The organism is Phyllobacterium sp. LjRoot231 (assembly GCF_964253365.1).
Lineage (GTDB): Bacteria > Pseudomonadota > Alphaproteobacteria > Rhizobiales > Rhizobiaceae > Phyllobacterium.
Genome location: NZ_CAXUQT020000002.1, coordinates 411,129 through 435,311 on the forward strand (window position 1 = coordinate 411,129; position 24,183 = coordinate 435,311).

The window sequence follows — 24,183 nt, forward strand, 5'->3', positions numbered from 1 at the left end:
GGGTGCGATGGGGTTCCCGCTGCTTAGCCTCATCGTATTCACGCCCGCCGCCGGGGCAGCGGTTCTGATGTTTCTGCGCAGCGACGATGCGGTGCGGTGGACAGCGCTGGGTGTCACCGTCCTCGACCTCGCTCTCTGCATCGCTATGCTGGCCAGCTTTGACACCACTACCCACGAGATGCAGTTCACCGAGACGCACCTGTGGGTGCCCGCGCTCGGGATCACTTATGCGCTTGGCATCGACGGAATCAGCGCGCTCTTCGTCTTTCTGACCGCGCTGTTGGGCTGGATCTGCGTGCTCGCCTCGTGGGTCGCCATCGACCGCAGGGTGAAGGAGTTCATGGTCAGTCTGCTGGTCATGCAGGCGCTGATGCTGGGGGTGTTCTGCGCGCTCGACCTGTTCTTGTTCTACGTCTTCTGGGAGGCGATGCTGATCCCGATGTACCTGATCATCGGCGTCTGGGGCGGCGACGGCCGGGTCTATGCGGCGATCAAGTTCTTCCTCTACACGCTGGCGGGCAGCCTCCTGTTCCTGATCGGTGTCATCGTGCTCTATTTCCACGGCGGCAAGACCTTCGACATCCTCGCCCTGACAGCGCAAGATTTGCCGTTCCCCGTCCAGTCCTTTCTGTTCTTCGCCTTCCTGGTCGCCTTCGCGGTCAAGGTGCCGATGGTCCCGGTCCATACCTGGCTGCCGGATGCCCATGTGCAGGCGCCGACGGCGGGCAGCATAATCCTCGCCGGGGTGCTCCTGAAGATGGGTGCCTACGGATTCCTGCGATTCTCGCTGCCGATGCTGCCGGAGGCGTCGATGCATTATTCGACGCTGATGCTGGCGCTTTCGGCGCTTGCGATCGTCTATGGCGGGTTGCTTGCGCTGGCGCAGGACGACCTGAAGAAGCTGGTGGCCTATTCCAGCATCAGCCACATGGGCTTCGTGACGCTGGGGATTTTTGCGCTGAACCTCCGCGGCCTCGAGGGCGGCATCCTGCAAATGTTCAATCATGGCGTAACGACGGGCGCGTTGTTCCTGTTCGTCGGTCTGATCTACGAGCGAACACACACGCGCAGCATTGCGGATTATGGCGGGTTGATGAAGGTGGCGCCGGTCTATACCGCGTTTCTTGCGCTGTTCACCCTGTCGTCGATGGCGCTGCCGGGAACGAATTCATTCGTGGGCGAGTTGCTGGTGCTGTCGGGCGGGTTTGCGGCCAACCTGGCCGCCGGCGCGGCCGCCGTTTCGGGGGCATTGCTGGGCGCGGCCTATCTGCTTGGCATGTACAGGAAAGTCGCGCTCGGTCCAGCCAGCGTCGGCGCCCGGTTCAAGATACGCGACGTGAACGCCCGCGAGATGGTTGCGATCCTGCCGCTGGCCGTCTTCGTGCTTTGGGTCGGGCTCTATCCGAAACCCTTTCTCAACATCATCGACGCCTCTGTGAAGCATCTGCTGGCACAGGTGCACGGTAAGGGGAGCGGCCAATGACCGACGCCGCGCTTTTCCAGTCGATCCTGGCGAGCCTGCCCGAGATCGTCGTGGTCACTGGGGCCTGTATCCTGCTGATCCTGGGACAATTTGTGCGGAAGGGGCAGGAACATCTCCTGGTCTGTGCTTCCGTGGCGATCGTGCTGATTGCCGCCTTGGGGACACTCATGCTGGCGAGCGAGGTGCGGCCGGCCTACTCGGGCATGTTCATAGCCGACCGCTTCGCGGTCTTCTTCAAGTTCGTGTTCTACTTGGCCACCGTTCTGACGTTTCTCCTTTCGCGAAAATATGCCGATATCGAAGGGATCGGGAACAGCGAATACTATGTCCTGCTGCTCTTCGCGCTGTCGGGAATGATGATCATGGCCTCGGCGACCGATCTCCTGTCGATTTATGTGGGCCTCGAACTGACGGTGCTCTGCACCTATGTGCTGACCGGCTTCCTGCGGCAGCAGCGGCGGTCGAACGAAGCGGCGCTGAAATACGTGATCCTTGGCTCGGTCTCGACCGGGATTTTCCTTTACGGCGTTTCGCTGATCTACGGGCTCACCGGCACGACGCAACTGGACGCGATGGCCGCGGCGGTGACCGGCAATCCACTCGATCCCGGATTGCTGCTGGCGGTGGTCTTCATCGTCGCGGGGCTGGTCTTCAAGGTCGGCGCGGTGCCGTTCCATATGTGGGTACCGGACGTCTATGAAGGCGCACCGACGACGATCACCGCCTTCATGTCGGTGGCCCCCAAGGCGGCGGGGTTCGCGGTGATCCTGCGGGTGTTCCTCAACCCGCTGGTCGCATCCTCGGACGTTTGGATCATCGTCGCGGTCATCGCGGTGGTGACGATGGCGCTCGGCAGTTTCGTCGCGCTGGTGCAGGACAATTTCAAGCGCCTCTTGGCCTATTCCAGCATCGCCCATGCCGGGTTCGCCATGTTCGGCGTGGTGGCCGGCGGCGCGGATGGGATCGCCAGCGTGATGCTCTACCTGCTGATTTACTCTTTCATGAACCTCGGCATTTTCGCCATCGTCATCATGATGCGGAACGGAGATTTCTCCGGCGAGGTTATCGAAGACTATGCGGGTTTCGCCAAGTTGCATCCCGGGCTGGCGCTTCTGATGCTGCTCTATCTGTTCTCGCTGGCCGGTATTCCCCCGACGGCCGGGTTCTTCGCCAAGTTCTACGTGCTGGTCGCGCTCGTCGAGCGAGGTTTCGTTATGCTGGCGGTGATCGCAGTGCTGCTGAGCGTCGTCGCCGCCTACTTTTACATCCGCATCGTCATGGTGATCTACATGCGCGAGCCGAAGAGGGCGTTCGACCCGGCGCTGACGCCCTTGGTCCGCGCCACGCTCGCCTTCACCGCCGCCGGCACTATCGGCATCGGCCTATTTCCGGCGTGGTTTCTAAGGCTTGCTCAGCATTCGGTGTTTGGCGGCTGATCGATTGGATTTGCAATGATCTGTCCGACGGAATACACTTTCAGTCCAAGAAAGGGTTGCCCAAGTCGCTTCCCGGAGTGACCGCATTACCGGTCCAAATTGGGTCGGTAGCGGCCTGAGGAAAGCCCTCGGAGTGACCGAGGCCATGCGATATGACTGCAATGGAATTCCTGCCGGTTCTTTTCATGGTCGCTGGAGTTGTTCTGGTGGCGGGGGCGACGCTTTTTGTCTCCTCGCTACTGCGCCCGTCCAATCCCTATCCGGCTAAGAACATGCCCTATGAATGCGGCATGGACCCGGCCGGCGAGGCCGCCGGGGGCCGTTTCAGGGTGCAGTTCTTTATACTGGCGATCCTGTTGGTGGTCTTCGATGTCGAGACGATGTTCCTGTTTCCCTGGGCCGTCGTCCTGAAAGACATCGGGCTGGTCGGTTATGTCGAGATGTTCGTCTTCATGTTGCTGCTTATTGTGGGCTTTGCCTACGCCTGGCTGAAGGGAGCGCTGGAATGGGAGGCGTGAACAATACGATCCGCGACAGCGTGCTGTTCACCACGGCCGACAGCGTTATCAACTGGAGCCGCAGGTCGGCACTGTGGCCTGAGACCTTCGGCATTGCCTGCTGCGCCATCGAGATGATCGCGGCGGGTTGTGCACGCTACGATCTCGACCGGTTCGGCGTGGTGTTCCGGCCTTCACCGCGCCAGTCTGACGTGATGATTATCGCCGGCACCGTGACGCGGAAATTCGCTCCCGTCGTGCGCCGGCTCTATGACCAGATGCCAGAGCCGCGCTGGGTTATCGCGATGGGTACCTGCGCTATCTCGGGCGGGGTCTACAACACCTACGCCGTGGTGCAGGGAGCGGAGACCTTCGTGCCGGTCGACGTGCATGTGCCCGGCTGCCCGCCGCGGCCCGAGGCGCTGATGCATGGCTTCCTTCTGCTTCAGGAGAAGATCAAAAAGTCCCGAGCGCTAGCCGGGACTCCTCTGGACCGGGTCGCGGTGCCATGAGCGTGGAGATGCCACTCAACCCGATCACGGAGCGTTTCGGCGAGGTAATCGACGATCTTGGCTTCGCGCATGGTGTTCATGCCTTCGCCGCTCCGCCTGAGTTGATCGTCGAGCTTTGCCGATTTCTGAAGGAACACCCGGCGCTGCAATTCAATTTCCTCTCGGACATCTGCGGGGTCGATCATTACCCTGAGGTGCCGCGCTACGAGGCCGTGTACCACCTCTATTCGCTGCCGAACAAATGGCGGGTTCGCATCAAGTGCCAGCTTCGCGATCCCCCGCAGGTTCCCTCGGTCACGGGAGTTTGGCGCACCGCCAATTGGCATGAGCGCGAGGCTTGGGACATGTACGGGATAAGGTTCGAGGGCCACCCCGACCTGCGCCGGATCTACATGTGGGAAGGGTTCGAGGGCTTCCCGCAGCGCAAGGACTTTCCGCTCCGGGGCTATAAGGACAAGCTGAACCCGTTTGGTGTCGAAGGCCCGCCGCCAACTCAGCCCGACCTCGCCACCAGGAGCATTCCATGAGGGAGGCCGCTCCACACCGGTAACTTGAGATGACCGAAGTCACAGAACTGAGCAGGCCGGAAGGCGAAGCGCCCGACACCAGGGAGGTGCTTCTCAATCTCGGCCCACAGCATCCCAGCACGCATGGAGTGCTGCGGCTCGTCCTTGAACTGGAGGGCGAATATGTCGCGCGCGTGGACCCGCACATCGGTTACCTCCACCGCGGTACAGAAAAACTGGCGGAGAGCTTCACCTACACCCAGATTTTTCCGCTGACCGACCGGCTCGACTACCTCTGCCCGCCGTCGAACAATCTGGCCTTCGCGCTGGCGGTGGAGAAGCTCCTGGACATCAAAGCGCCGATCCGCGCGCAATATATCCGCGTGCTGATGGCCGAACTGGCGCGGATCTCCGGTCATCTCCTGATCACTGGCGCGCTGCCGCTGGACCTGGGCGCAATGACCGCGTTGCTTTACGCCATGCGCGAACGCGAAATGATCATGGACCTGTTTGAGATGATCAGCGGTGCGCGGATGCACACCTCCTTCTGCCGGGTCGGCGGTGTGCGCGAGGACCTGCCCGACGGTTTTTTCCCAAAGATCAGGGAGTTCTGCGACATCTTCCCGAACCGGATCCGCGACTATGAACGGCTGGTCGAGAACAACCGGGTGTTTCTGAAGCGCACGCAGGGGATCGGGGTGATCTCCGCGGAGGACGGTATCGATCTCGGCCTGAGCGGCCCGAACCTGCGGGCCTCGGGCGTCGACTGGGACATCCGCCGTGACGAGCCCTATGAGATCTACGACCGGCTCGACTTCAACGTCATCACCCGCGACGAGGGCGATTGCTACGCGCGCTGGCGATGCAGGGTCGAGGAGATGCGCGAGAGCGTCCGGATCATCGAACAATGCCTCGACCAGATGCCGGAGGGACCGTTCCAGATCGACATGCCGACGATCGCTTTTCCGGTGGACAAGGACAAGGTGCATTGCTCGATGGAGGCGCTGATCCAGCACTTCGACCTGTCGGCGTATGGCTTCAAGGTGCCGAAGGGCGAGGTTTATTCGGCGATCGAGGCGCCAAAGGGCGAGCTCGGGTTTTACATCATCAGCGACGGGTCGGAAAAACCGTTCCGCATGAAGGTGCGGGCACCGTCGTTCGTCAATCTTCAGGGACTGTTCGGGGTAAGCAATGCGCACTACCTGGCAGACATGATAGCCGTGCTGGGCAGCCTCGACCCGGTGATGGCCGAGGTGGACAAGTAGCAGGAGATTTGGACGCGATGAACATGCGCGAAAAGATCGAAGCAGCGGCGGCGCGGTATCCGGACCAGCGCTCGGCGATCATGCCCGCGCTTCTGATCGCGCAGAAGGAACATGGCCATCTGCCCGGCCCGGTGTTGGAAGAGGTCGCCGACATCCTCGATGTCGAGCGGATCTGGGTTTACGAACTGGCGACTTTCTACACCCTCTTCCATACCGAGCCGGTGGGGATGTTCCACCTGCAACTCTGCGACAATGTATCCTGCATGCTGCGTGGATCCGAGGACTTGCTGGGGCATCTAGAGGCGGTGCTGGGGATCAAGAAGGGCGGCACAACCCCGGACGGGCTCTTCACGCTTTCGACCGTTGAATGCCTTGGCGCTTGCGAGATGGCCCCGGTGATGCAGGTCGGCGACGACTATCACGGCGACCTCGACACAGCGCGGATCGACATGCTGCTGGACAAGCTGCGGGCGGTGGCGGGGCAAGCGACTGGCGCCGGTCTCGACGCCTCAGCACCGCCGGGAGCGTAGCGCCATGTTCGAACCGGTCCTTCTCAGGAACGTGGACGTGCCGGATGGCCATCTGCTCGCGACCTACAGGGCCGGCGGCGGCTACCAGGCACTGGCGAAGGCGCTTGACGAATACACCCCTGATGAAATCATCGACCTTGTCAAAGAATCCAACCTGCGGGGTCGCGGCGGGGCCGGATTTCCTACCGGATTGAAATGGAGCTTCGTGCCGAAGCGGGCCGGCAAGCCAAAATACCTGTGCTGCAACGCCGATGAGGGCGAGCCGGGCACCTTCAAGGACCGGATCATCATGGAGCGTGACCCGCATCAGCTGATCGAGGGCATGGCGATCAGTGGCTACGCGATCGGGGCGGAAACCGCCTATGTCTACATCCGCGGGGAATACGCGCTGGCGATCCGGCGGCTGGAGCAGGCGATCGCTGAGGCCAATGCGAAGGGTTATCTGGGAACGCGGATTCTGGGCTCGGATTTCAATTTCGTCGTGCACATCCATTGCGGCGCGGGCGCCTATATCTGCGGCGAGGAGACCGCAATGCTCGACTCGCTCGAAGGCAAGCGAGCGCAGCCGCGCCTGAAACCGCCGTTTCCGGCGGTTGAAGGGCTCTACGCAAGCCCGACCGTGATCAACAACGTCGAGACATTGGCCTGCGTCCCGCATATCGTGCTGCGGGGGCCAGGCTGGTTCCGCAACATCGGTCCCGACAAAAGCCCCGGCCCGAAGCTCTATTGCCTCAGCGGGCAGGTGCGGAAACCGGGCCTTTACGAGCTGCCGATGGGTATACCGCTGCGCGAACTGATCGAAGATAGCGCCGGCGGGCCGCTACCGGGGCGCAAGATCAAGGCAGTGATCCCCGGCGGGGTCTCGGCGCCGCTGATCCCGGCGTGCGGGCTGGACGTTGGGATGGACTTCGACTCGCTGGCCGCTGCCGGTTCGATGCTCGGCTCGGCCGGGGTAATCGTGATCGACGACTCGACCTGCATGGTCAAGGTCGCCACCCGGATCATCGAGTTCTTCCACCATGAGTCCTGCGGCAAGTGCACCCCGTGCCGCGAAGGGCTGAATTGGGTTGTAAAAGTGCTGCGCCGGGTCGAGGCGGGGCAGGGGGCGCCGGGCGATCTGGAACAGCTGGAGGCGCTCTGCAAGGGCATTTTCGGCAACACGTTCTGCGCTCTGGGCGACGGCGCGGCTATGGGGCTGCGAGCGGCACTGACGCATTTCGAGCATGAATTCGTCGCTCATATCGAGGAGCACAGGTGCCCGTTTCACTGAGGAGCGCAGGAAGAAGGCCTTAAGATAGTCATGGTTAGCGTCACGATAAATGAACAAACGCTGGAAGTGGAGGCCGGCTCTACGGTGCTGCAGGCTGCCGAGCGTTTGGGCATCGACATCCCGACCTTCTGCTATCTAAAGCGGCTGCCGGCGCTGGCCTCATGCCGGATGTGCCTGGTGGAGATCGAGGGGCAGCGGCGGCTGCAGCCTTCCTGCGCCACCGCGGTCGCCGACGGCATGATCGTGCGGACGAATACGCCGCTGATCGACGAAACACGCTCTTCCATGCTCGACATGCTGCTCGCCAACCACCCCCTCGACTGCCCGATCTGCGACAAGGGCGGCGAGTGCGAGCTTCAGGACATGGTGATGGCATACGGGCCCGGCGAAAGCCGGTTCCGCGATGCCAAACGTGTGTTCCACTCCAAGGACATCCGTCTCAGCCCGGTCATCGTCATGAACGTCAACCGCTGCATCCAGTGCCAGCGCTGCGTGCGGATGTGCGAGGAGGTGGTCGGCGCGGTCGCCTTGGGCACGGTCGAAAAAGGCATGGATACCGCCGTGACCGGCTTCGAGGGGAGTCTTGCGAGTTGCGACCAATGCGGCAATTGCGTCGAGGTCTGTCCAGTCGGAGCGCTAATGAGCTTCCCTTATCGCTACAAGGCGCGGCCCTGGGATCTGGCCGAGACCGACACGGTCTGCCCGCATTGCGGCACCGGCTGCCAGCTGACCGTCGGAGCGCGCAAGGGTGAGTTCATGCGGGTCCGCTCGAAAGCGGAGCACGGGGTCAACCGCGAAACGCTCTGCGTGCGGGGGCGCTTTGGTCTTGATTTCGTCGAGAGTCGGGACCGAATCAAGCGGCCGATGGTCCGTCGTGATGGCGCCCTTGTTCCGGTTTCTTGGGAAGAAGCGGGGGACTACCTGCGACGGCGCCTGTCGGCCGTCGAGGGAAAGCCTGCGGGCGGGCTGGCCTCGCCGCGCCTTCCCAACGAGATGCTTTATCAGTTCCAGAAAATGATGCGGACGGTATTCCGGACCAACAACATAGACTGCGCATCGCGCTGGTCCACGCCTTTCGATACGCTCGGCCCCTTGATGGCGGCCTTCTATACCCGCATGCCGCTGGAGGAAGTGATCGGCAACGACTGCGTGCTTGTTGTCGGTGGCAACGTGACCGACGAAAACCCGGTCACCGAATACCTGCTGCGGGATGGCGCGCGGCGGCGGCAGACCGGGTTGCTCATGCTCTCGGCGCGGCCATCGCGTCTGGACGCCGATGCCCGCGTGGTCGTTCGTGTTCCGCCGGGCGGTGAGGCTACGAGCATTGCCGCAGTGGTGGCCGGTCTCGTGGCGGCGGCTGATCAGGCCTTGCCGGGCGACGTGCTTGCGGACATCGCCGCGACAACCGGCGGGCCAGCAGCAGCCACTGACAGTGACGAACCGGTCCGTCTGGCCACAGCGCTGCTGGAAGGCCGGAGCGTCACCGTGCTTGTCAGCGCCGACCTCCTGAGGTCGCCACTAGCGCGCGCGACCTTGCAGCAGCTCAACAACCTTTTGCAGGTTCTCCGCCTACTCGGCAAGGGACTTGCGATGCAGTTCCTCTTTGACCGTGCCAACCAGCTGGGCGCCTGGGATATGGGGGTTCTGCCGGCGGCGCTGCCGGGGCTGCGCGCGGTCGCCGATGACGCGGCGCGCGCAACGCTCGAGCGAGCCTGGGGCAGCGAGATCCCGTCTGAACCGGGCGTGGATTTCGACGCCATGCTGGAGTTCTGTGACACGGGGCGAATGGGCGCGCTCTATATCGCCGGAAGCGACCCCCTGATGTCCTATCCCGATCGGGAATTCGTGCAGCGGGCGCTTGGTGCCGCCGATCTCCTGATCGTGCAGGACGCGTTCCTCACGGATACTGCGAGCCTGGCCGAAGTGGTGCTGCCAGCTGCGAGTTATGGCGAAGAATCCGGCACTTTCACCAACAACGAAGGCCGGACCCAAAAGGTCTGCAAGTTCCGCGAACCGGTCCTTGAGGCGCGGGGCAATCTGGCGATCTTCGACTTCGTCGCGGCGCTTCGCAACCAAGCGTTGAGGCCATCGGTTCAACATGAGATTTTCGACGAGATTGCCCGGCTGGTTCCGGCCTACGAGGGGCTAACGCAGGACGGGCTTGGCGCCGACGGAGCATTCACCAAGGTGGCCCCTGTGCCGCCAGCTGGCGAGTTCTTCGCCCCGCCACTTGCCCCCATTGCAACCGATCGGCTCATGCTGATCACCGGCAACTGCCTGTTCCACAACGGATATCTTTCCGAGCACTCGGAAATCCTGAATACGGTCGCCGATGACCCCTATGTCGAGATGGGCGCGCGGGATGCCGCGCAGCTAGGCCTTTCGGATGGCGATCAGGTCGTCGTGCGATCCGCCCAAAGCGAGCTGACCGCGCAACTCAAGGTCAACAAGCGGTTTCCCAAGGGCCTTGTATTCGTTCCGGAAAACTACAAAGCCCTGCGTCTCAACGGACTGATGCGGCGGGGCGAGTATCCATGTCCGGTGGACGTTCAAAAGGCGCACGCGGCCTTCGAGATCGCCACCGTCGTCGGAGTCGGGGCGAGGCCTGGGGATCTGAGCTGAGGCATTACGGGGCTCACTAACACCTGCGCTGACCCGCGCCTCAACTCTAGCTGGCCACGTCAGTGATGAGCGGTCCCGGCAATGTATTCATGCAGCGCCTGCTCGTTGCGAAGCGCTTCGTCGAGGCGGTGCTTGACCACATCGCCGATGCTCACCACGCCGACAGCTGCGCCGCGATCCATGACCAACACATGGCGCGTGCGCCGCTCGGTCATGATCGCCATCACAAAGGGCAGAAAATCCTCCGTTGAACAGGTCGCGACACTGCGGTTCATGATGTCGGCGACCCGCATTTTGGGCGCCTCGGTTCCGTATTCAGCCACCGCATTGCAGCAGTCTCGCTCCGACAGCGTGCCCAGGCATTCCCCGGGCGAACGGCTGACGACCACGAAGCCGATGTTATTGTCTCGAAACAGCCGCAGGACTTCTACCATCGGCTGATCTGGTGTGACCGAAATGAGCTCGGGAGATTTGCTCTTCAAGATTTGGCAGACGTGCATCTGAATCTCCTGTCTGCGCGCTCCGGCTTGACGGCTGGCGCGCGTTCATGTTCGCCGGATATTCCGCCACCAGTTGTACCCCTGCGACTCGCTCGTCTCGACCAGAACGTCCCGTTCGGTGTTCAGGCGCGCAGTGACTACGCCGCCGCCGGTCGTCGCCTTGCCCGGCTTGCCGAGCAGATCGTCACGCCCGATCACCAAATCACGCGAGACAAGACTCGAGAATTCGTATTGCTGGCCAAGCGCGATCGCGTCGGCCGGGCAGGCGTCCTCGCACAGCCCGCAAAATAGGCACCGGGCCATGTCGATCTCGAACTTTGCCGGGCGACGGTTGCCCTTCTCGTCCTCGTAGGGGATGACTTCGATGCAGTCGCAGGGACAAATCCGCGCGCAGAGTTCGCAGGCCACGCATTTGATCTCGCCCCCTTCGTCGCGCTTCAGGAAGTGATGCCCGCGGTAACGCGAGTAGGGCAACCATTTTTCTTTGTCCGGATACTGCATGGTCACGGATCTGGAGAACATGTAGCCGAAGGTCAGAGCCAAGGCGCTCGCCAGATCGGCGAAGAACGCCCATCCGATCCATGTTCCAACTCTGTCCCGTGCAAGCGACATCGCCGCCTCGCTACGGAGCCGCCACGGCCCCTAAAGCAACACCAGTTATGATTATGTTCGCCATCGACAAAGGAAGCAAGACTTTCCATCCGATCGCCATCAGTTGGTCGTAGCGGTAGCGCGGGAAAGTGAAGCGGAACCAGATAAACAAATAGACGAAGAACGCGACCTTGAGCAAAAACCAGAGGAGTGGTGGCAGGGGGACCAATATGCCGTTCCAGCCGCCGAAGAACAGGATCACCACCAGCACAGACACCAGCAACACGATGGCGTATTCGCTGACCATGAAGAACGCAAAGCGGATACCGCTGTATTCGGTATGGAACCCGGCCCCCAGATCGCCCTCCGCTTCCGCGAGGTCGAAGGGAATGCGCTGCGCTTCGGCCAGTCCGGCGACGAAGAACACGAAGAAGCCGACCGGTTGGTAGACGACGTTCCAGACATCGGCTTGCGCCCGCACGATCTCGAGCAGGCTCATGGATTGCGCCAGCATTACCACGCCGATGACCGCGAATCCCATCGGGATCTCGTAACTGATCATCTGCGCACAGGTCCTGAGGCTGCCCAGGACAGCGTATTTGCTGTTAGCGGCCCAGCCGCCGAAGATGACGCCATAGACCTCGAGCCCGATCACCGCGAAGACGAAAAGGAGCGCCACATTCATGTTGGAGACGTAGAGCGTGATCTCGGCGCCGAGGACCGAGACGGTCTCGCCAAAGGGGATCGCAACGAACACCACAAAGGGCGGGGCGAGCGCCAGGATTGGCGCCAGTTTGAACAGGAAGCGGTCGGCCTCGGCCGGGATGTGGTCCTCTTTGGTTAAGAGCTTGATTCCGTCTGCCACCGGCTGCAGCAGCCCGTGCCACCCCACGCGCATCGGCCCCATCCGCTGCTGCATGTGTCCGGCGATCTTGCGTTCCAGCCAGGTTAGCGGCAAGGGCAGCAGCAGCAGGATCGCAATCAGCAACGCGACCTTGAAGACGATCAGGCCAAGGGCGACGATAAGTTCCATGATCCGCGACTACTTGTTCAACGGGTTGAAACGCGACCGGACTTTGGCTCCGGCTATACATTCAGCACTTTGCGCTGCTGCACGGTACGACGGTGACGCACCACATGCAATGCCATCACAGTTATGTCGTCGCTGGGCAGGCTTGGGCCACCGCCACAGGCATTAACTCCGCGTCGGCCGCCGCCCGACCAGGATAGCGACATCTACGACAGGTGGCTGAAGCGGGCGACCCGCGCATCCTTCATGAGGCTGCGAAAGTTCGGTCCACTGACGTGCACCAGTGTCTTGTGGTCACCGCCTTCGAAATAGACGTCGCTGGCGTCGCCGAGGCTTTCGTCGAGGATCACCGGCACATCATAGGCCGACCCGATGGGCGGCACCGCGCCAATGTCGCAATCGGCGAAGAGCGAACTGACCTCCTCCTCCGAGGCGAGACCAAGCCGCCTGTCCACCACATCCTGCAATGTGGAGAGCTCGATCCGGTGCGTGCTCGGAACAACGGCTAGTACGTATCCCATTTCGTGATGCACGACCACTGATTTGGCCAGCCTGCTGCCTGGAACACGTGCCGCCCGCGCCGATTGGCTGGTTGTTGCTGTACGGTGATGAGCGACGGTGTCGTAGGCGATGCCCTGGCCGTCGATATAGTCTCGAAGTTTCGTTGCGATTGTCATCGTAGGCGCCCCTAATGTTGCGTGGTGAGGCATAAAAAGACATTCTCCTCTCATAACCTGCGAAGTCAACGACGAATGAGAGTCACAATTGCAGCAGTGCCGCGGTTCGGTTGGCTGCATGTCCGGCAAATGGCGGTACAGGCATCTTGACCAGCGGCAACACCTCAAATGGTGGCAGCTATCAGGTGTGGGTGCGCGGATATGAAATCGAACGCATTTCGATCTTTGTTGTAGTCGGTCATGCCTGCCTGACAACCTTGGTAAATCTTACCCCTTGAACTTGTTACCGTTACGTACTTGCGCGTTTTGAACGTCAAGATTCATGATTTGCGGATAGAGCAATTCCCATGATGCCGATTGCCAGGTTTGCTGGGTCGGGTACTTGCAAGTTTGGGGCGCAGCGGGAAAAAATGGAGCAGGATCATGGCTATGTCATTGGATGCGGCAGCGGAGGTTTTCCGCGAGGCTATGCGGGAAACGGTCAAGCGGCACTCGTTATGGTATCTCATTCAAGGCGGCCTGCTCGTTGCGGCGGGAATCCTGGCGATCGTTTATCCGGTGTTCTCGTCGGTGGCGGTCGTCATCCTTTTGGGCTGGCTATTGATCATCAGTGGTGTTGCACAGGGCATTAGTCTTTTGGGAACTCGCCACGTCCCACACTATTGGCTTCAGCTCGTTTCTGTAATCCTCGCTCTGCTCGTAGGCTTCCTCTTCCTGCGCGATCCGGGACAAGGCCTGCTGACGATCACGCTCCTTCTGATTGTGTTCTTCATGATCGAAGGCATCTCCAAGATTGTCTTTGCGCTGACGATTCGCCCGTTCCCCCATTGGGGGTGGGTACTCGCGAGCGGGCTCGTTGGAATCCTGCTCTCTCTGGTGCTATGGGCAAGCCTCCCGGTGACGGCACTATGGCTCATCGGACTGCTTCTCGGAATTGAGCTGATCAGCGTCGGCGCTGCACTCGCACATCTCGCCTGGCGGGTGCGGCGGAGCTGACGGAGGAAACCCCAGCGACCGATTCTTGATGAGCCGTCATTGTGTAGATTTGGGCTGGATAAGCCGCCTTCACGGAAGGGTTTCCCGGCATCGATCTTCGCCGTGACCTGTTTGTCATCGATCGCAAGCGGTTTTACCTGTACCGGGCTTCGAAGGTCTCGACATGATGCTCGAGCTCATAGGAAATGACTACGGCAAGGAATGCGCTTCCGGCGTTGCGGAATGGTTCATACATAGCCCGTTGCGTTGTCCTGCATCTCCCGTCTTTGGTCTTGTTACAGTTACGTACTTGCGCTTCGCTTGTCGGAGAACCATGGTCGCAGGAACAGCTTTGCGGCATAGATGGATGCAATTTCATCTATATGCTTAAGGCCAACGCTTATGGAATGGGATGATCGCGGCAGTATCGAGCGCGGTTTCGATCTCTCTCGCCAGATCATCCACCAATTCCGTGTACTCGGAGCAACGCTCGTCGCGCTTGGGCTCCATCGATTGTTCCCACCGGCGCAGCTCCGCCTCTGCGTCCGCGAAGTCGATGCAAAGATCGCGAAACACTTCGTCACGGGCAGCGCGTTCCGCGATCGCCTGACCTCGGAAGGGAAACCGCCGTTTGGCAGCCACTACGCCTTTGTCCATCTCACGGTGCTCCTCTCCTTGAGCAGGCGGAGTTGCCAACTGACTATCGTGGACGGAGCCGTGTTTGGGGAGTAAGTTACGGTAGCATACAGAAAATGCCGGCCGTTCTGCTCATCGGGGGATGAAACAATGCAGGGCCCAATTGATATTCGGGTTGATGAGGTTGCCGGCGTGCAGCGCCCGCCGCCCCCTCCCGAGGATGTCCGTGCCCAACTGGAGCGTTTAACCGCCAGCCCGGAGTTTCCAAATTCGGGGCACGCGCACGCATTCCTGCGATACGTGGTGGAGGAAACCCTCTCGGGTCGTGCCGAGCGCATCAAGGGCTATTCCATCGCAGTCGAGGTCTTCAACCGCGACGAAAGCTTCAACCAGGACGATCCCGTCGTGCGGATCGAGGCAGGGCGGTTACGACGCACACTCGAGCGTTATTATCTGGTTGCTGGCCAGAACGATCCGATCCGGATCGACATCCCAAAAGGCAAGTATGTCCCTTTCTTCTCCTGGAATGACGACCCGGTGGCGGAGGCGCCTGCTTCCGGCAAGATCGAACCTTCTCCGAGATATTTTTCGTGGCGCGCCAGATGGGTGATCCCATTGGCGCTGATCGCCTTGGTTGGTGTTGCCATCGTTGGCTACTGGATTGAGTGGCCCACATCCGATGCGTCGGGGCGGGCAATAAACGCCCCGAGCCCCAATGAACCCACCCTCGTGGTCGCGCCATTTGCCAATCTTGGTGAGGGGCCGGAAGCCAATCTCTACACGCTGGGCCTTACTGAGGAGCTGCTAACGGCATTGCCCCGGTTCAAGGAACTAAAGGTGTTCGGTCGCGAGACATCCGAGTCCTTGCCGCCGGGGGCCGACGCGTCGCAGGTCCGCGGCAAACTCGGGGCCCGTTATTTGCTTACTGGCGGCGTGCGCGTCTCCGACAGTCGGGTGCGGGTGACAGCCCGCCTGCTAGACACTGCGACGGGCGCTATCTTGTGGTCCCAGACCTATGATGATGATCTCCGCTCGCGCGGACTGTTTGCCATTCAGTCAGACGTCGCAGACAAGGTGGCGAAGGCTGTGGCGCAGCCCTACGGCATTATCACGCAAATTGACACGGCCAATCCTCCACCGGATGACCTTGACGCTTACGGATGCACGCTTCGTTTCTACGCTTATCGTGCCGAGTTGAGCGTAGAACGCCATGCGGACGTTCGCGAGTGTCTGGAAACTGCCATTGCCCGCTATCCGTCCTACGCAACTGCCTGGGCAATGCTGTCGATAGTCTACCTCGATGAGGATCGGTTCGGGTACAATCCGAAATCCAATCCGTCCACCCCCCTGGAGCGGTCGCTCAGGGCTGCCCGGCGTGCCGTAGAGCTAGATCCTGGCAATGTCCGAGCGCTTCAGGCCCTGATGACCGCACTGTTCTTCAACCAGCAGCTGGCGGAATCGATGCGAGTGGGAGAGCAGGCGCTTGCGACCAATCCCAATGATACCGAACTTATGGGTGAATACGGAGTCCGTCTCGCCATGGGCGGACAATGGAAACGCGGTGCGGAGGTGTTGGATCAAGCCCTTGCCGTCAACCCCGGCGGGGCCGGCTATTACCACGGCAACCGAGCGCTTGCTGCCTACATGCTTCAGGACTACGACACCGCGGTTGCCGAGATCAGGCAGGCCAACCTGCAGAAGTTTCCGCTCTTTCATCTCGTTGCGGCCGTCATCTATGCGGAGCGGGGGCTGATGGAAGATGCCAAGCGCGAGGGTGCCAGATTTGTGGCAATGCGTCCGGGGTTCCTCCCCAATCTCGCGGCGGAGCTTAAAAACCGCAATATTCAACCCGAGGATCAGGCCCGCATGATTGCGGGGATTCGCAAAGCGGGTCTGCCAATACCCGCGGATTCAGCAGCGAGCATCGTATCACCGAGCAGTGGTTCCGATCTGCAACCGCGGTAGCGGCGTGAACTCGCTACACATGTAACATACCCGATGTTACGGGCGTAACGGCACCGCGGCGCATATTGTGTTTCATGCTCAGTGAGCAAGTCGTCCTGATGGAAGGGGGATGCATGCGATGCGTGCCCAAAATGAATCTGGATCAGGTCGACTCCGACGAACGTGCGGAAATCCAAAGAAAGGCATACTTCGATGAACACGATACCTCGAAAAGTCATGCAATTCACCGCTACCGCCCTGGCCTTGGTCATTGTATCTGGAACATCTTCAGGCGCGAGGGCCGGCGAGGCGGAAGCCAAGGATCTGCTCAAGGCGATGTCCGACTATCTGGCGGGGCAAAAGGCCATTTCATTCGCCTACGATACCAATTTTGAGGTCGTCACCAAGGAGCATCAGAAACTGCTGCTGGCAAGCTCGGGCAAAGTTGAAATGGGCCGGCCCGACAAGTTCCGCGCCACGCGGTCTGGAGGTTTTGCCAATGTCGAGATGACTTTCGACGGAAAGACCCTGACGCTGCTCGGCAAGGACGACAATCTGTACGCTCAGGCCGAAGTCCCGGGGACAATCGACCATCTGATCGACGAGTTGAGAAACAAATACCAGAGGCCTGTCCCTGGCGCTGATCTCCTCCTGTCCAATGTCTACGACGAATTGATGCGTGACGTGGTCGACGTGAAGGATCTTGGCAGCGGTGTAATCGGCGGCACTGAATGCGACCATCTCGCGTTCCGGACCAAGGAAGTCGACTGGCAGATATGGATCGCCCAAGGCGAGCACCCCTATCCCTGCAGATATGTCATCACTTCCACACAGGTTGACCAAGGGCCGCAATACAGCGTCCAGATCAGCGACTGGAAGACCGGCACGGATGTTGCTGCGGAGGATTTCGGCTTTAAAAACTCCACTGACGCCAAGCAGGTCGACGACCCGAAGAAACTTGTGAATATCGATGAACTTCCAGATCACTTTGCCCCAGGAGGCACCAAATGAACATTTCAAGGAAACTGAAGATTGTCGTGTTGGCCGGAGTCATCGGATTGCTGGGATTGGAGGCGGGATCAGAGTTGTCGACCCCGAGTCTGTACAGCTTTGTGGGATCCGCCGAGGCCAGGATCGGCCGTCCGCTCACGCCTGTCAGTGTCGCTGGCGTGGCTCGGCGCACCGTGCGGCGCTGCGCGGTCGGGATTTATTATTGTTAGGACTGTGAACCGGGGCCGTGCTGCCAATGCCAGTGAGCAACAACGTCGCGTGTATTGGATGCTGGCGGTGGGTATTGATCGGGATGCTGGTTGTCCTCGCTTCGGGTTGCGCGGGCCATCCGAAAAACGTGTTGTTGCCTGTCGCTGACTCCGCTCCCTCGTCGAGCAGGGTCGACATGCTGGTGACGACGACGCGCAGCCGCTCAGCCGTTCCAGGAGAGATGTTTACGGGGGAACGCGGGCTGACGCCGGCATTCGCAGACATTACCGTGTCGATCCCGCCCAAGAGTGTCCGCAAGGAAGGCGAAGTGGCTTGGCCAAAGAAACTTCCCCCCAATCCGGCAACCGATTTCGCAACGCTGAAGGCGGACGAGCTGACACTGGATGCGGCCAAGAAATGGCTCAGTGCTTCAGTCAGGAAGAGCCCGGACCGCAGCGTGCTTGTCTTTATCCATGGGTTCAACAATCGGTTTGAGGATTCTGTCTACCGTTTCGCGCAGATCGTTCAGGATTCGGGTGTGCATAGCGCACCCGTGCTGGTGACATGGCCATCGCGGGGCAGCCTGCTCGCCTATGGGTATGACCGAGAAAGCACGAATTACACCCGGAATGCTCTGGAGAATTTGTTCCAGTATCTGGCGCGCGATCCCGAGGTGAAGGAAGTCTCGGTTCTTGCCCATTCAATGGGCAACTGGCTCGCTCTGGAATCGCTGCGTCAGATGGCGATCCGCAATGGCAGGCTGCCCGCGAAATTCAAGAACGTCATGCTGGCCGCTCCCGATGTCGATGTCGACGTGTTCCGTTCGCAGATTGCGGAAATGGGAAAACAGCATCCACAGTTCACCCTGTTCGTCTCTCGCGACGATCGCGCGCTGGCGTTGTCACGCCGGGTTTGGGGAGACGTGCCGCGGCTAGGGTCGATCGATCCTGAACAGGCTCCATACAAACAGGAACTTGAAGACAACAGGATCGCCGTGATCGACCTCACGAAAATCAAAGTCAGTGACGACCTCAATCACAGCAAGTTTGCCGAGTCTCCGCAGGTCGTTCAACTCATCGGGGCGCGCATTTCGGAAGGCCAGACGCTGACGGACAACAGAGTGGGGCTAGGCGACCAGATACTCGCAGCGACGACCGGAACGGCAGCAGCGGCCGGTAGCGCGGCAGGACTGATATTGGCCGCTCCCGTTGCCGTCGTTGATCAGAATACGAGAGACAACTACGCAGATCAGGCCGGCGCTTTGGCTGGACCGAAGAGTGGAGCCAAAAAGCCTGTCGCGAAGGGCTGCAACGCCGCCCCTTCTCCGACGACCAGGTGCAACTGAGACGGCGGCGTCCAGCGTATGCCTGCTAGGGTCGCGCTGGCAAATTTGGCAGCTGCCGTGCGACAGTACCCTCGAATTATTCGTCAGCTAACATCGAGGTGATCCCGAAAGCGCTGCATTGGGGTGGGCTGGCAACTATGCAGGGTCCTTTTCATATGTATTTGTCCCTCGCGGTAAGCGAACCCAAGAATGTCTGCGACAGTCATAAACGGAATCTTCGGGTGGCGGGAAGTTTGGGTCGGCGAACGCTCCCACTGCGACAGCTACCCAGGATTGCTCGTGACCTTCTTCGGTGTGGAAGACTGTTGTTCCGCAGACAGGGCAAAACCGGAACTTGAACCTGGATCCTTGATCGCCAACGCGAAGGTACTCAGTTGCGGAGCCAAGTACTTTATACGGTGCGGCAAAGCCGGCCAGTGCTGCGAAGACACTGCCCGTCCGGCGCTGACAGGCGAGGCAGTGGCAAACGCCCACTCCGAGTGGCTCGCCCTGGACTTCAATGCGCAACTGGCCGCAGGAACATGAGGCTATTCGAGAACGCATTGAGCACCTCGTGGGATGTTGTTGTGAACCACTCCGGGGTTGCCGGAGATCTTTTTGTTTAAGTTATGCCACCATGGGGATATTGACCAGCGTTCATGGTAGCATCCTCGGCTTCAGCAGGCGAGACATCGTCATTTAGGATCATGTCATGAACTTGGGCGGTTATTGAGATATTGGCTTTGCCTGATCCGGATCTGCGGCAACTTTCGCCGCGAACGATCCTGCAAGCGATTTACCGTGTCACAGGAAACGATCGGCTCCCGGTTGGTCCGGCTGCCGTCAATGACGATGCGATCGGGACGGCCATGACGAGCCAGCGCGTTTTTCAGGAAGCGCTTGGCTGCAACCAGATCACGCTGCTCGCTAAACAGAACCCCCATTACCGCCCCAGATCGGCGTTTCTTTAGAAAGTGACGGCGGTTCGCAGCCCGAAAACGGCAGCATTCCCGATCGCCGAGCCAGGATTGTTCGGATCGGACGCATTGCCGCCCGGATGAATGATATATTGGAAGAAGGGCTGCACTGCCAGCCACTGCGTAACTTGCGCTTGGTATGTGACTTCAATCACAGCCTCGTAATCCGGAATGGGCTGCGACATGCCGCTGAACGCAATGTCTGCTTTCGCGAGATCCGACACACTCTTGCTCATACTTGCATAAGCGAAGCCGATCCCAGCGGTATCGCTGTCACGACCCGGCACGAGCCCTTTGTAGGTCATACCCATATCGACGTACCAATCCATGCTGTTGCGGTCTTGCTCGGGTGCGATCGCAACGCGGACAAATCCGTTGAGACCATTGTCACTGCTGCCGGGCTCCTGCCAGAGTGTTTGGTCGGCAATGGCGTAGATCGCGTAATCTCCAGACAGTCGCCTCGGGCTACCGCTCGCCAAGAGGTTGGCTAGCGAAACACCGTTCGAGGCGGTGGAGAGGCTGTCGAACGTTTCCGAATTATACCACATACCAATCTTGTATGTGCCGGGTAGGCCGGGATCACCCTTGGCGGGCGTATAAGTATAAGATGCCTCGGCAATGGCGAGAACTCCATCGCCAAGCGAAACACCGAACCCGTTGGCATCGGTTGTTGGACGGCCGTTGAAAACCGCCGCCTGGAGTGTCCATGCATCGTCGGGCTTTACAATGATTTGTCCCCCCGGCGCGGCGAAGGGATAAGCTGGACCTCCTCCGGGGAGGTCGACAGCAAAAAGGCCGGGAAAGCCGAACGTCGAGTTCACAAAAAGACCTGCTGTGTTGCTGATCGCAAAATTCTGGTCTGCCAGAATCTGCCCGATCTTAAGCGTAACGGAATCTTTCATCAGGCTCTGAGAGATGAAAAATTCACCGAGCCTGACGCTGCTGTCGGCCTCGACCGAAGTCACGGTCAACAGGTTGTCGAGATTGCGCTTCGACAGACCTTCGCCTTGGATTGCATATCCCGAGATATGGATCTTGCCGCCAGTCCAGCCCGCCAGCCGATCCATATCGAAATCGCCCTGCAACTGGAAAACGCCGTCATAGGCGGTCCCCGTCCGCACGCCGCCCGATACGTTGCCGAGCCAATCGCTGGTTTGAGTTATTGTGAAGATGACGCCCTTATCGCGGAGCCAACTTCGATAATCGTTCCAGTCACCCGTGAGCGTGGTTTCTGAATAGGACGGGGGAGCGTCCTCAGCCTTTGCTCGAGTTCCGCACAGGATAATCGCAAAGACAATGGAGATAAGAGCGCCATTTCTGATCATCATGCCCTTCCGATTGCAGTGCGCGATTGGCTTGTCTTTGCGTCTGGTATCGGCGGCAGCGCCACCTCATTCCTAAATACCGTAAATCGTCCCAGGGGTCACTAGCTAGCATACGCAGCAAAAACGCAGCCTCGCTCAGGCGCCCTTCGTCGCCGTCGAAAAAACCACAAGATCTACGTATATAAACCAACGTATAATACAGCCACCGACTTGCTAACTCCATATCAGGTTAGCTTTCATAACTGGAAGCTTTCAAGGAGTGAATTATGAGAAAATCGGCGACAATCTTAGCGATAACCGCTTTGGGCGCTATGCTGGCGGCCGGCTCGGTGACTGAATCGATGGCTCACGGCGGCGGTGGTGGTCATGGCTTTGTCGGTAGTCGCGGCGACTTCGGCGGTAGCGGTCGTGACTCCCGCGGTGGTGGCATCTTTGGGGGTGATCGTGGGTTCGCGACGAGCCATAGCCGGATTGCAGATCGCAGGGATCACTTTAGGGACTTCCGCCGTGACGATAATTATTGGGGTCCTTACTATTCCTGCGAGTACCCGTTCCGTTGGAACTCTCCCCTCTATTATGATTACTGTGATTAATTCACCGCGTACTCTTCGAATCAGGGCTCCCCAGATCGATTGGGGACCGGGTTCGAATGCTAAAAGTGGATGGGATACTTGATGGCAAATGCAATATCCTTCCGCGGGACGTACCTTGGATGAGGTTCTTTGCACAGGCCAATAACGGTTTTAATGATTGCCCTTTCAATGGAGGCCCGAGTGCCTAAGTTTAGTAATCGCCCTCGTCACAACCACATGCCGCACTTGGACCTGGCGGAGATCATTATTCTAGTGGTTGTTGTTGTATCGGTCGCTCTCGCGATTGGCCTCGACTGCGTTTATCGAGCTTTGCTCAGCTGAATTAAATCTTCGCCTGCGCCCAGCCTTCTTCGCCCAAGCGTGAAGCCTTGAAGCGAACCGATGAGCACCTTGACATAAAAGTGAATTCGCTAACCACGAAAATTCAACTTTTCGGCTGGTCATTGCAAACGAGAAGGATAAGTCGAAGGTCAGATCGTAATCCACCATCGAATGCCTGGAGTTTGCAAAATGAGTGCTTCATCCGACTACACGCCGCCGAAGATTTGGATCTGGAACAAAGAGAGCGGAGGTCGCTTCGCAAATATCAACCGCCCGATCGCAGGCCCGACGCATGATAAGGATCTGCCGATCGGCCGTCATCCTCTCCAGCTTTATTCCCTGGGTACGCCGAATGGTGTGAAAGTTACGATCATGCTCGAAGAGCTTCTGGCGCTTGGTCATAAGGGAGCGGAGTATGATGCTTGGCTGATCAGGATCGGTGACGGTGACCAATTCGGAAGTGGCTTTGTGGCAGTCAACCCCAACTCCAAGATACCTGCTCTGCTGGATCGCAGTGGCCCGTCGCTGATCCGGGTCTTCGAGTCCGGTTCGATCCTCACTTATCTCGCCGAGAAATTCGGTGAGTTCCTCCCAACGGAAGCAGGTGCTCGCGCCGAATGTCTGTCCTGGCTGTTTTGGCAGATGGGAAGTGCACCTTATCTGGGGGGCGGGTTTGGCCATTTCTACGCCTACGCACCGACCAAGATCGAATATGCAATTGACCGATTTGCAATGGAGACAAAACGTCAGCTCGATGTGCTCGACCGTCGCCTCGCGGAAACCGAATATTTGGGAGGCAGCGCGTACACGATCGCCGATATCGCGGTCTGGCCGTGGTATGGCGGACTGGTCAAAGGTTGGCTCTATGAGGGGGCGGAATTTCTTCAGGTGCAGGAATACAAGAACGTGTTGCGCTGGGCCAACCAGATCGGCGAACGTCCGGCCGTTCAGCGGGGCCGGATGGTTAATCGCGTCTCTGGAGAACCCTCGACCCAGTTGCATGAGCGTCATGATTCAAGTGACTTCGAAACGAAGACCCAGGACAAATTGACCCCCGAAGGTTGATTGCCTACCTGACCCTAGAGTTTGTTTAATTCATCCAGCGCACGAGACAGGCGGCAATCTTTCGCCGGCTCGACGTTTCGCGGCTGCGTCAGCAACCGTTGTCCGCTTCTCTACAAGAGCGGCACACTGAAGCCGATTGTGCGTATTGGCAAAATTGATCAATAGATCTGACGCTCTTAGGGCGTGGAGCCCGATCGTCGGCAATTTGGGGGTTGAAAGATTTGCCATCCTCTCCGTCTTCCATCGGCGCGCCGGATAACTGGTTTTGAGGTGTCCGATCATACCAACGTTTAGCCAGCGATATCCTAAGTATAATTTTATTATTCGAAAAAGAATGTAAAACGTAGAACAACAGAAGGGCGTTACAATGGAACACACAATAGCTATCGTTGTTTTCTCTATCTTGCTGTCCGGAAGCTTAGTGACCGGGTCATGGGCTTATGGCCCTGGCAAGTTTGCCACTGTTCTAAAACGACACATCGTTCATTAAGAACATTTTCACCAAGCCAGACGTTTCAACATGGCTGTGAGCACTATGGAAGCGACATCGGTAAAAACTTCCCGGGTTGGGAGAACAATATTTGGGAGGATCAGGTCTGGAACGATTTTACCTAATTCCAGGCCTTCGTATCCATACACCTCGTCAACCGCCTGCTGAGCCGGCCAAATGGATGGAATGAAATGACACATAACTCAAAAGACAGAAAGACACTGCCTGCCGCGAGCCGGATGAAGGACCTCGAGGATAAAATCCAGGGCCTTGAAGCCAATCTCGACAGTGCCGTCGAAATCGCATATCTGCGCGGCGCGACCGAATGGGTTCGTCTCAACTATCCATCGCAATACGAGCGGCTGCACATGCAATTTGACAGCTGCGCGGCTTAATCCAACACAGCACTTTCAG

At 59.3% G+C, this 24,183-nt stretch carries 23 protein-coding genes and 2 pseudogenes; 17 read left to right on the forward strand and 8 right to left on the reverse strand.

The genetic code is table 11. The annotated features are described in order from the left end of the window. Nucleotides 1-7 precede the first annotated feature (7 nt). The 9 genes from ACSQ3H_RS25510 (at nucleotide 8) to nuoG (ending at nucleotide 10,121) form a co-directional block, all read left to right on the forward strand. On the forward strand, nucleotides 8-1,483 hold the full coding sequence (locus ACSQ3H_RS25510) for an NADH-quinone oxidoreductase subunit M (RefSeq protein WP_436119906.1): 1,476 nt from the start codon (nucleotides 8-10) through the stop codon (nucleotides 1,481-1,483). Further along, nucleotides 1,480-2,919, forward strand: a complete 1,440-nt coding sequence (locus ACSQ3H_RS25515; protein ID WP_436119907.1) for an NADH-quinone oxidoreductase subunit N — start codon at nucleotides 1,480-1,482, stop codon at nucleotides 2,917-2,919. The genes ACSQ3H_RS25510 and ACSQ3H_RS25515 overlap by 4 nt, the downstream gene beginning before the upstream one ends. A gap of 152 nt (nucleotides 2,920-3,071) precedes the next feature. Then, entirely contained in the window at nucleotides 3,072-3,437 is a 366-nt protein-coding gene (locus tag ACSQ3H_RS25520; RefSeq protein WP_436119908.1) for an NADH-quinone oxidoreductase subunit A, read from the forward strand. Then, nucleotides 3,425-3,928, forward strand: a complete 504-nt coding sequence (locus tag ACSQ3H_RS25525) for a NuoB/complex I 20 kDa subunit family protein (protein WP_436119909.1) — start codon at nucleotides 3,425-3,427, stop codon at nucleotides 3,926-3,928. Before ACSQ3H_RS25520 ends, ACSQ3H_RS25525 begins: the two co-directional genes overlap by 13 nt. Beyond that, complete coding sequence (locus tag ACSQ3H_RS25530; protein ID WP_436119910.1) at nucleotides 3,925-4,455, forward strand: NADH-quinone oxidoreductase subunit C; 531 nt, start codon at nucleotides 3,925-3,927, stop codon at nucleotides 4,453-4,455. Before ACSQ3H_RS25525 ends, ACSQ3H_RS25530 begins: the two co-directional genes overlap by 4 nt. 29 nt (nucleotides 4,456-4,484) lie before the next feature. Next, nucleotides 4,485-5,699: an NADH dehydrogenase (quinone) subunit D gene (gene nuoD, locus ACSQ3H_RS25535; protein ID WP_436119911.1), complete on the forward strand. Its 1,215-nt coding sequence runs from the start codon at nucleotides 4,485-4,487 to the stop codon at nucleotides 5,697-5,699. Between the two features lie 17 nt (nucleotides 5,700-5,716). Beyond that, entirely contained in the window at nucleotides 5,717-6,229 is a 513-nt protein-coding gene (gene nuoE, locus ACSQ3H_RS25540) for an NADH-quinone oxidoreductase subunit NuoE (protein WP_436119912.1), read from the forward strand. A 4-nt stretch (nucleotides 6,230-6,233) separates the two neighbouring features. Continuing rightward, entirely contained in the window at nucleotides 6,234-7,499 is a 1,266-nt protein-coding gene (nuoF, locus tag ACSQ3H_RS25545) for an NADH-quinone oxidoreductase subunit NuoF (protein WP_436119913.1), read from the forward strand. A 30-nt stretch (nucleotides 7,500-7,529) separates the two neighbouring features. After that, nucleotides 7,530-10,121: an NADH-quinone oxidoreductase subunit NuoG gene (nuoG, locus tag ACSQ3H_RS25550; RefSeq protein ID WP_436119914.1), complete on the forward strand. Its 2,592-nt coding sequence runs from the start codon at nucleotides 7,530-7,532 to the stop codon at nucleotides 10,119-10,121. Nucleotides 10,122-10,180: 59 nt separating this feature from the next. On the opposite strand, the gene ACSQ3H_RS25555 is transcribed toward nuoG, so the two are convergent. The 4 genes from ACSQ3H_RS25555 to ACSQ3H_RS25570 all read right to left on the reverse strand — a co-directional run bounded on the left by ACSQ3H_RS25555 (nucleotide 10,181) and on the right by ACSQ3H_RS25570 (nucleotide 12,919). Continuing rightward, on the reverse strand, nucleotides 10,181-10,621 hold the full coding sequence (locus ACSQ3H_RS25555; protein WP_436119915.1) for a CBS domain-containing protein: 441 nt from the start codon (nucleotides 10,619-10,621) through the stop codon (nucleotides 10,181-10,183). A gap of 45 nt (nucleotides 10,622-10,666) precedes the next feature. Continuing rightward, nucleotides 10,667-11,233, reverse strand: coding sequence for an NADH-quinone oxidoreductase subunit I (locus ACSQ3H_RS25560; protein ID WP_436119916.1), 567 nt, complete (start codon nucleotides 11,231-11,233; stop codon nucleotides 10,667-10,669). Nucleotides 11,234-11,243: 10 nt separating this feature from the next. Then, complete coding sequence (gene nuoH, locus ACSQ3H_RS25565; protein WP_436119917.1) at nucleotides 11,244-12,245, reverse strand: NADH-quinone oxidoreductase subunit NuoH; 1,002 nt, start codon at nucleotides 12,243-12,245, stop codon at nucleotides 11,244-11,246. Between the two features lie 203 nt (nucleotides 12,246-12,448). Beyond that, on the reverse strand, nucleotides 12,449-12,919 hold the full coding sequence (locus ACSQ3H_RS25570) for an aminoacyl-tRNA deacylase (protein WP_436119918.1): 471 nt from the start codon (nucleotides 12,917-12,919) through the stop codon (nucleotides 12,449-12,451). A 423-nt stretch (nucleotides 12,920-13,342) separates the two neighbouring features. Between ACSQ3H_RS25570 and ACSQ3H_RS25575 the strand changes: the two genes are divergently transcribed. After that, complete coding sequence (locus ACSQ3H_RS25575) at nucleotides 13,343-13,915, forward strand: HdeD family acid-resistance protein (RefSeq protein WP_436119919.1); 573 nt, start codon at nucleotides 13,343-13,345, stop codon at nucleotides 13,913-13,915. 62 nt (nucleotides 13,916-13,977) lie between these two features. Continuing rightward, nucleotides 13,978-14,162, forward strand: a pseudogene (locus ACSQ3H_RS25580) (GlxA family transcriptional regulator); the annotation flags it as partial. 119 nt (nucleotides 14,163-14,281) lie between these two features. On the opposite strand, the gene ACSQ3H_RS25585 reads toward ACSQ3H_RS25580, so the two are convergent. Further along, on the reverse strand, nucleotides 14,282-14,551 hold the full coding sequence (locus ACSQ3H_RS25585; RefSeq protein WP_436119920.1) for a hypothetical protein: 270 nt from the start codon (nucleotides 14,549-14,551) through the stop codon (nucleotides 14,282-14,284). 129 nt (nucleotides 14,552-14,680) lie between these two features. Between ACSQ3H_RS25585 and ACSQ3H_RS25590 the strand changes: the two genes are divergently transcribed. The 4 genes from ACSQ3H_RS25590 (at nucleotide 14,681) to ACSQ3H_RS25605 (ending at nucleotide 19,019) form a co-directional block, all read left to right on the forward strand. Further along, the gene (locus ACSQ3H_RS25590) at nucleotides 14,681-16,495 is read left to right on the forward strand and encodes an adenylate cyclase (protein ID WP_436119921.1); all 1,815 of its coding nucleotides are present in this window, start codon (nucleotides 14,681-14,683) and stop codon (nucleotides 16,493-16,495) included. Between the two features lie 192 nt (nucleotides 16,496-16,687). Further along, nucleotides 16,688-17,485 carry a DUF2092 domain-containing protein gene (locus ACSQ3H_RS25595; RefSeq protein WP_436119922.1) on the forward strand — a complete coding sequence of 266 codons (798 nt, stop codon included), beginning with the start codon at nucleotides 16,688-16,690 and terminating at the stop codon, nucleotides 17,483-17,485. After that, nucleotides 17,482-17,694 (forward strand): hypothetical protein, encoded by a 213-nt coding sequence (locus tag ACSQ3H_RS25600; RefSeq protein ID WP_436119923.1) that lies wholly within the window; start codon nucleotides 17,482-17,484, stop codon nucleotides 17,692-17,694. Before ACSQ3H_RS25595 ends, ACSQ3H_RS25600 begins: the two co-directional genes overlap by 4 nt. Nucleotides 17,695-17,777: 83 nt before the next feature. Continuing rightward, a complete protein-coding gene (locus tag ACSQ3H_RS25605) occupies nucleotides 17,778-19,019 on the forward strand; it encodes an alpha/beta hydrolase (RefSeq protein WP_436120005.1) in 1,242 nt (413 codons plus the stop codon). A 135-nt stretch (nucleotides 19,020-19,154) separates the two neighbouring features. On the opposite strand, the gene ACSQ3H_RS25610 is transcribed toward ACSQ3H_RS25605, so the two are convergent. The 3 genes and pseudogenes from ACSQ3H_RS25610 to ACSQ3H_RS25620 all read right to left on the reverse strand — a co-directional run bounded on the left by ACSQ3H_RS25610 (nucleotide 19,155) and on the right by ACSQ3H_RS25620 (nucleotide 21,303). Next, nucleotides 19,155-19,562, reverse strand: coding sequence for a GFA family protein (locus ACSQ3H_RS25610; protein ID WP_436119924.1), 408 nt, complete (start codon nucleotides 19,560-19,562; stop codon nucleotides 19,155-19,157). Nucleotides 19,563-19,720: 158 nt separating this feature from the next. Next, nucleotides 19,721-19,942: pseudogene (locus ACSQ3H_RS25615) on the reverse strand (IS6 family transposase); the annotation flags it as partial. A 23-nt stretch (nucleotides 19,943-19,965) separates the two neighbouring features. Next, nucleotides 19,966-21,303 carry a carbohydrate porin gene (locus tag ACSQ3H_RS25620; protein WP_436119925.1) on the reverse strand — a complete coding sequence of 446 codons (1,338 nt, stop codon included), beginning with the start codon at nucleotides 21,301-21,303 and terminating at the stop codon, nucleotides 19,966-19,968. A 1,100-nt stretch (nucleotides 21,304-22,403) separates the two neighbouring features. On the opposite strand from ACSQ3H_RS25620, the gene yghU reads away from it, so the two are divergent. Further along, the gene (yghU, locus tag ACSQ3H_RS25625) at nucleotides 22,404-23,279 is read left to right on the forward strand and encodes a glutathione-dependent disulfide-bond oxidoreductase (protein ID WP_436119926.1); all 876 of its coding nucleotides are present in this window, start codon (nucleotides 22,404-22,406) and stop codon (nucleotides 23,277-23,279) included. 681 nt (nucleotides 23,280-23,960) lie between these two features. After that, a complete protein-coding gene (locus ACSQ3H_RS25630) occupies nucleotides 23,961-24,164 on the forward strand; it encodes a hypothetical protein (RefSeq protein ID WP_436119927.1) in 204 nt (67 codons plus the stop codon). The last annotated feature ends 19 nt before the right edge of the window (nucleotides 24,165-24,183 follow it).

Coding starts and splice junctions, on each gene's coding strand:
- ACSQ3H_RS25510 (WP_436119906.1), top strand. CDS start 8: ATGGGGTTCCCGCTGCTTAGCCTCATCGTATTCACGCCCGCCGCCGGG.
- ACSQ3H_RS25515 (WP_436119907.1), top strand. CDS start 1,480: ATGACCGACGCCGCGCTTTTCCAGTCGATCCTGGCGAGCCTGCCCGAG.
- ACSQ3H_RS25520 (WP_436119908.1), top strand. CDS start 3,072: ATGACTGCAATGGAATTCCTGCCGGTTCTTTTCATGGTCGCTGGAGTT.
- ACSQ3H_RS25525 (WP_436119909.1), top strand. CDS start 3,425: ATGGGAGGCGTGAACAATACGATCCGCGACAGCGTGCTGTTCACCACG.
- ACSQ3H_RS25530 (WP_436119910.1), top strand. CDS start 3,925: ATGAGCGTGGAGATGCCACTCAACCCGATCACGGAGCGTTTCGGCGAG.
- nuoD (WP_436119911.1), top strand. CDS start 4,485: ATGACCGAAGTCACAGAACTGAGCAGGCCGGAAGGCGAAGCGCCCGAC.
- nuoE (WP_436119912.1), top strand. CDS start 5,717: ATGAACATGCGCGAAAAGATCGAAGCAGCGGCGGCGCGGTATCCGGAC.
- nuoF (WP_436119913.1), top strand. CDS start 6,234: ATGTTCGAACCGGTCCTTCTCAGGAACGTGGACGTGCCGGATGGCCAT.
- nuoG (WP_436119914.1), top strand. CDS start 7,530: ATGGTTAGCGTCACGATAAATGAACAAACGCTGGAAGTGGAGGCCGGC.
- ACSQ3H_RS25555 (WP_436119915.1), bottom strand. CDS start 10,621: ATGCACGTCTGCCAAATCTTGAAGAGCAAATCTCCCGAGCTCATTTCG.
- ACSQ3H_RS25560 (WP_436119916.1), bottom strand. CDS start 11,233: ATGTCGCTTGCACGGGACAGAGTTGGAACATGGATCGGATGGGCGTTC.
- nuoH (WP_436119917.1), bottom strand. CDS start 12,245: ATGGAACTTATCGTCGCCCTTGGCCTGATCGTCTTCAAGGTCGCGTTG.
- ACSQ3H_RS25570 (WP_436119918.1), bottom strand. CDS start 12,919: ATGACAATCGCAACGAAACTTCGAGACTATATCGACGGCCAGGGCATC.
- ACSQ3H_RS25575 (WP_436119919.1), top strand. CDS start 13,343: ATGGCTATGTCATTGGATGCGGCAGCGGAGGTTTTCCGCGAGGCTATG.
- ACSQ3H_RS25585 (WP_436119920.1), bottom strand. CDS start 14,551: ATGGACAAAGGCGTAGTGGCTGCCAAACGGCGGTTTCCCTTCCGAGGT.
- ACSQ3H_RS25590 (WP_436119921.1), top strand. CDS start 14,681: ATGCAGGGCCCAATTGATATTCGGGTTGATGAGGTTGCCGGCGTGCAG.
- ACSQ3H_RS25595 (WP_436119922.1), top strand. CDS start 16,688: ATGAACACGATACCTCGAAAAGTCATGCAATTCACCGCTACCGCCCTG.
- ACSQ3H_RS25600 (WP_436119923.1), top strand. CDS start 17,482: ATGAACATTTCAAGGAAACTGAAGATTGTCGTGTTGGCCGGAGTCATC.
- ACSQ3H_RS25605 (WP_436120005.1), top strand. CDS start 17,778: ATGCTGGTTGTCCTCGCTTCGGGTTGCGCGGGCCATCCGAAAAACGTG.
- ACSQ3H_RS25610 (WP_436119924.1), bottom strand. CDS start 19,562: ATGCGTTCTCGAATAGCCTCATGTTCCTGCGGCCAGTTGCGCATTGAA.
- ACSQ3H_RS25620 (WP_436119925.1), bottom strand. CDS start 21,303: ATGATGATCAGAAATGGCGCTCTTATCTCCATTGTCTTTGCGATTATC.
- yghU (WP_436119926.1), top strand. CDS start 22,404: ATGAGTGCTTCATCCGACTACACGCCGCCGAAGATTTGGATCTGGAAC.
- ACSQ3H_RS25630 (WP_436119927.1), top strand. CDS start 23,961: ATGACACATAACTCAAAAGACAGAAAGACACTGCCTGCCGCGAGCCGG.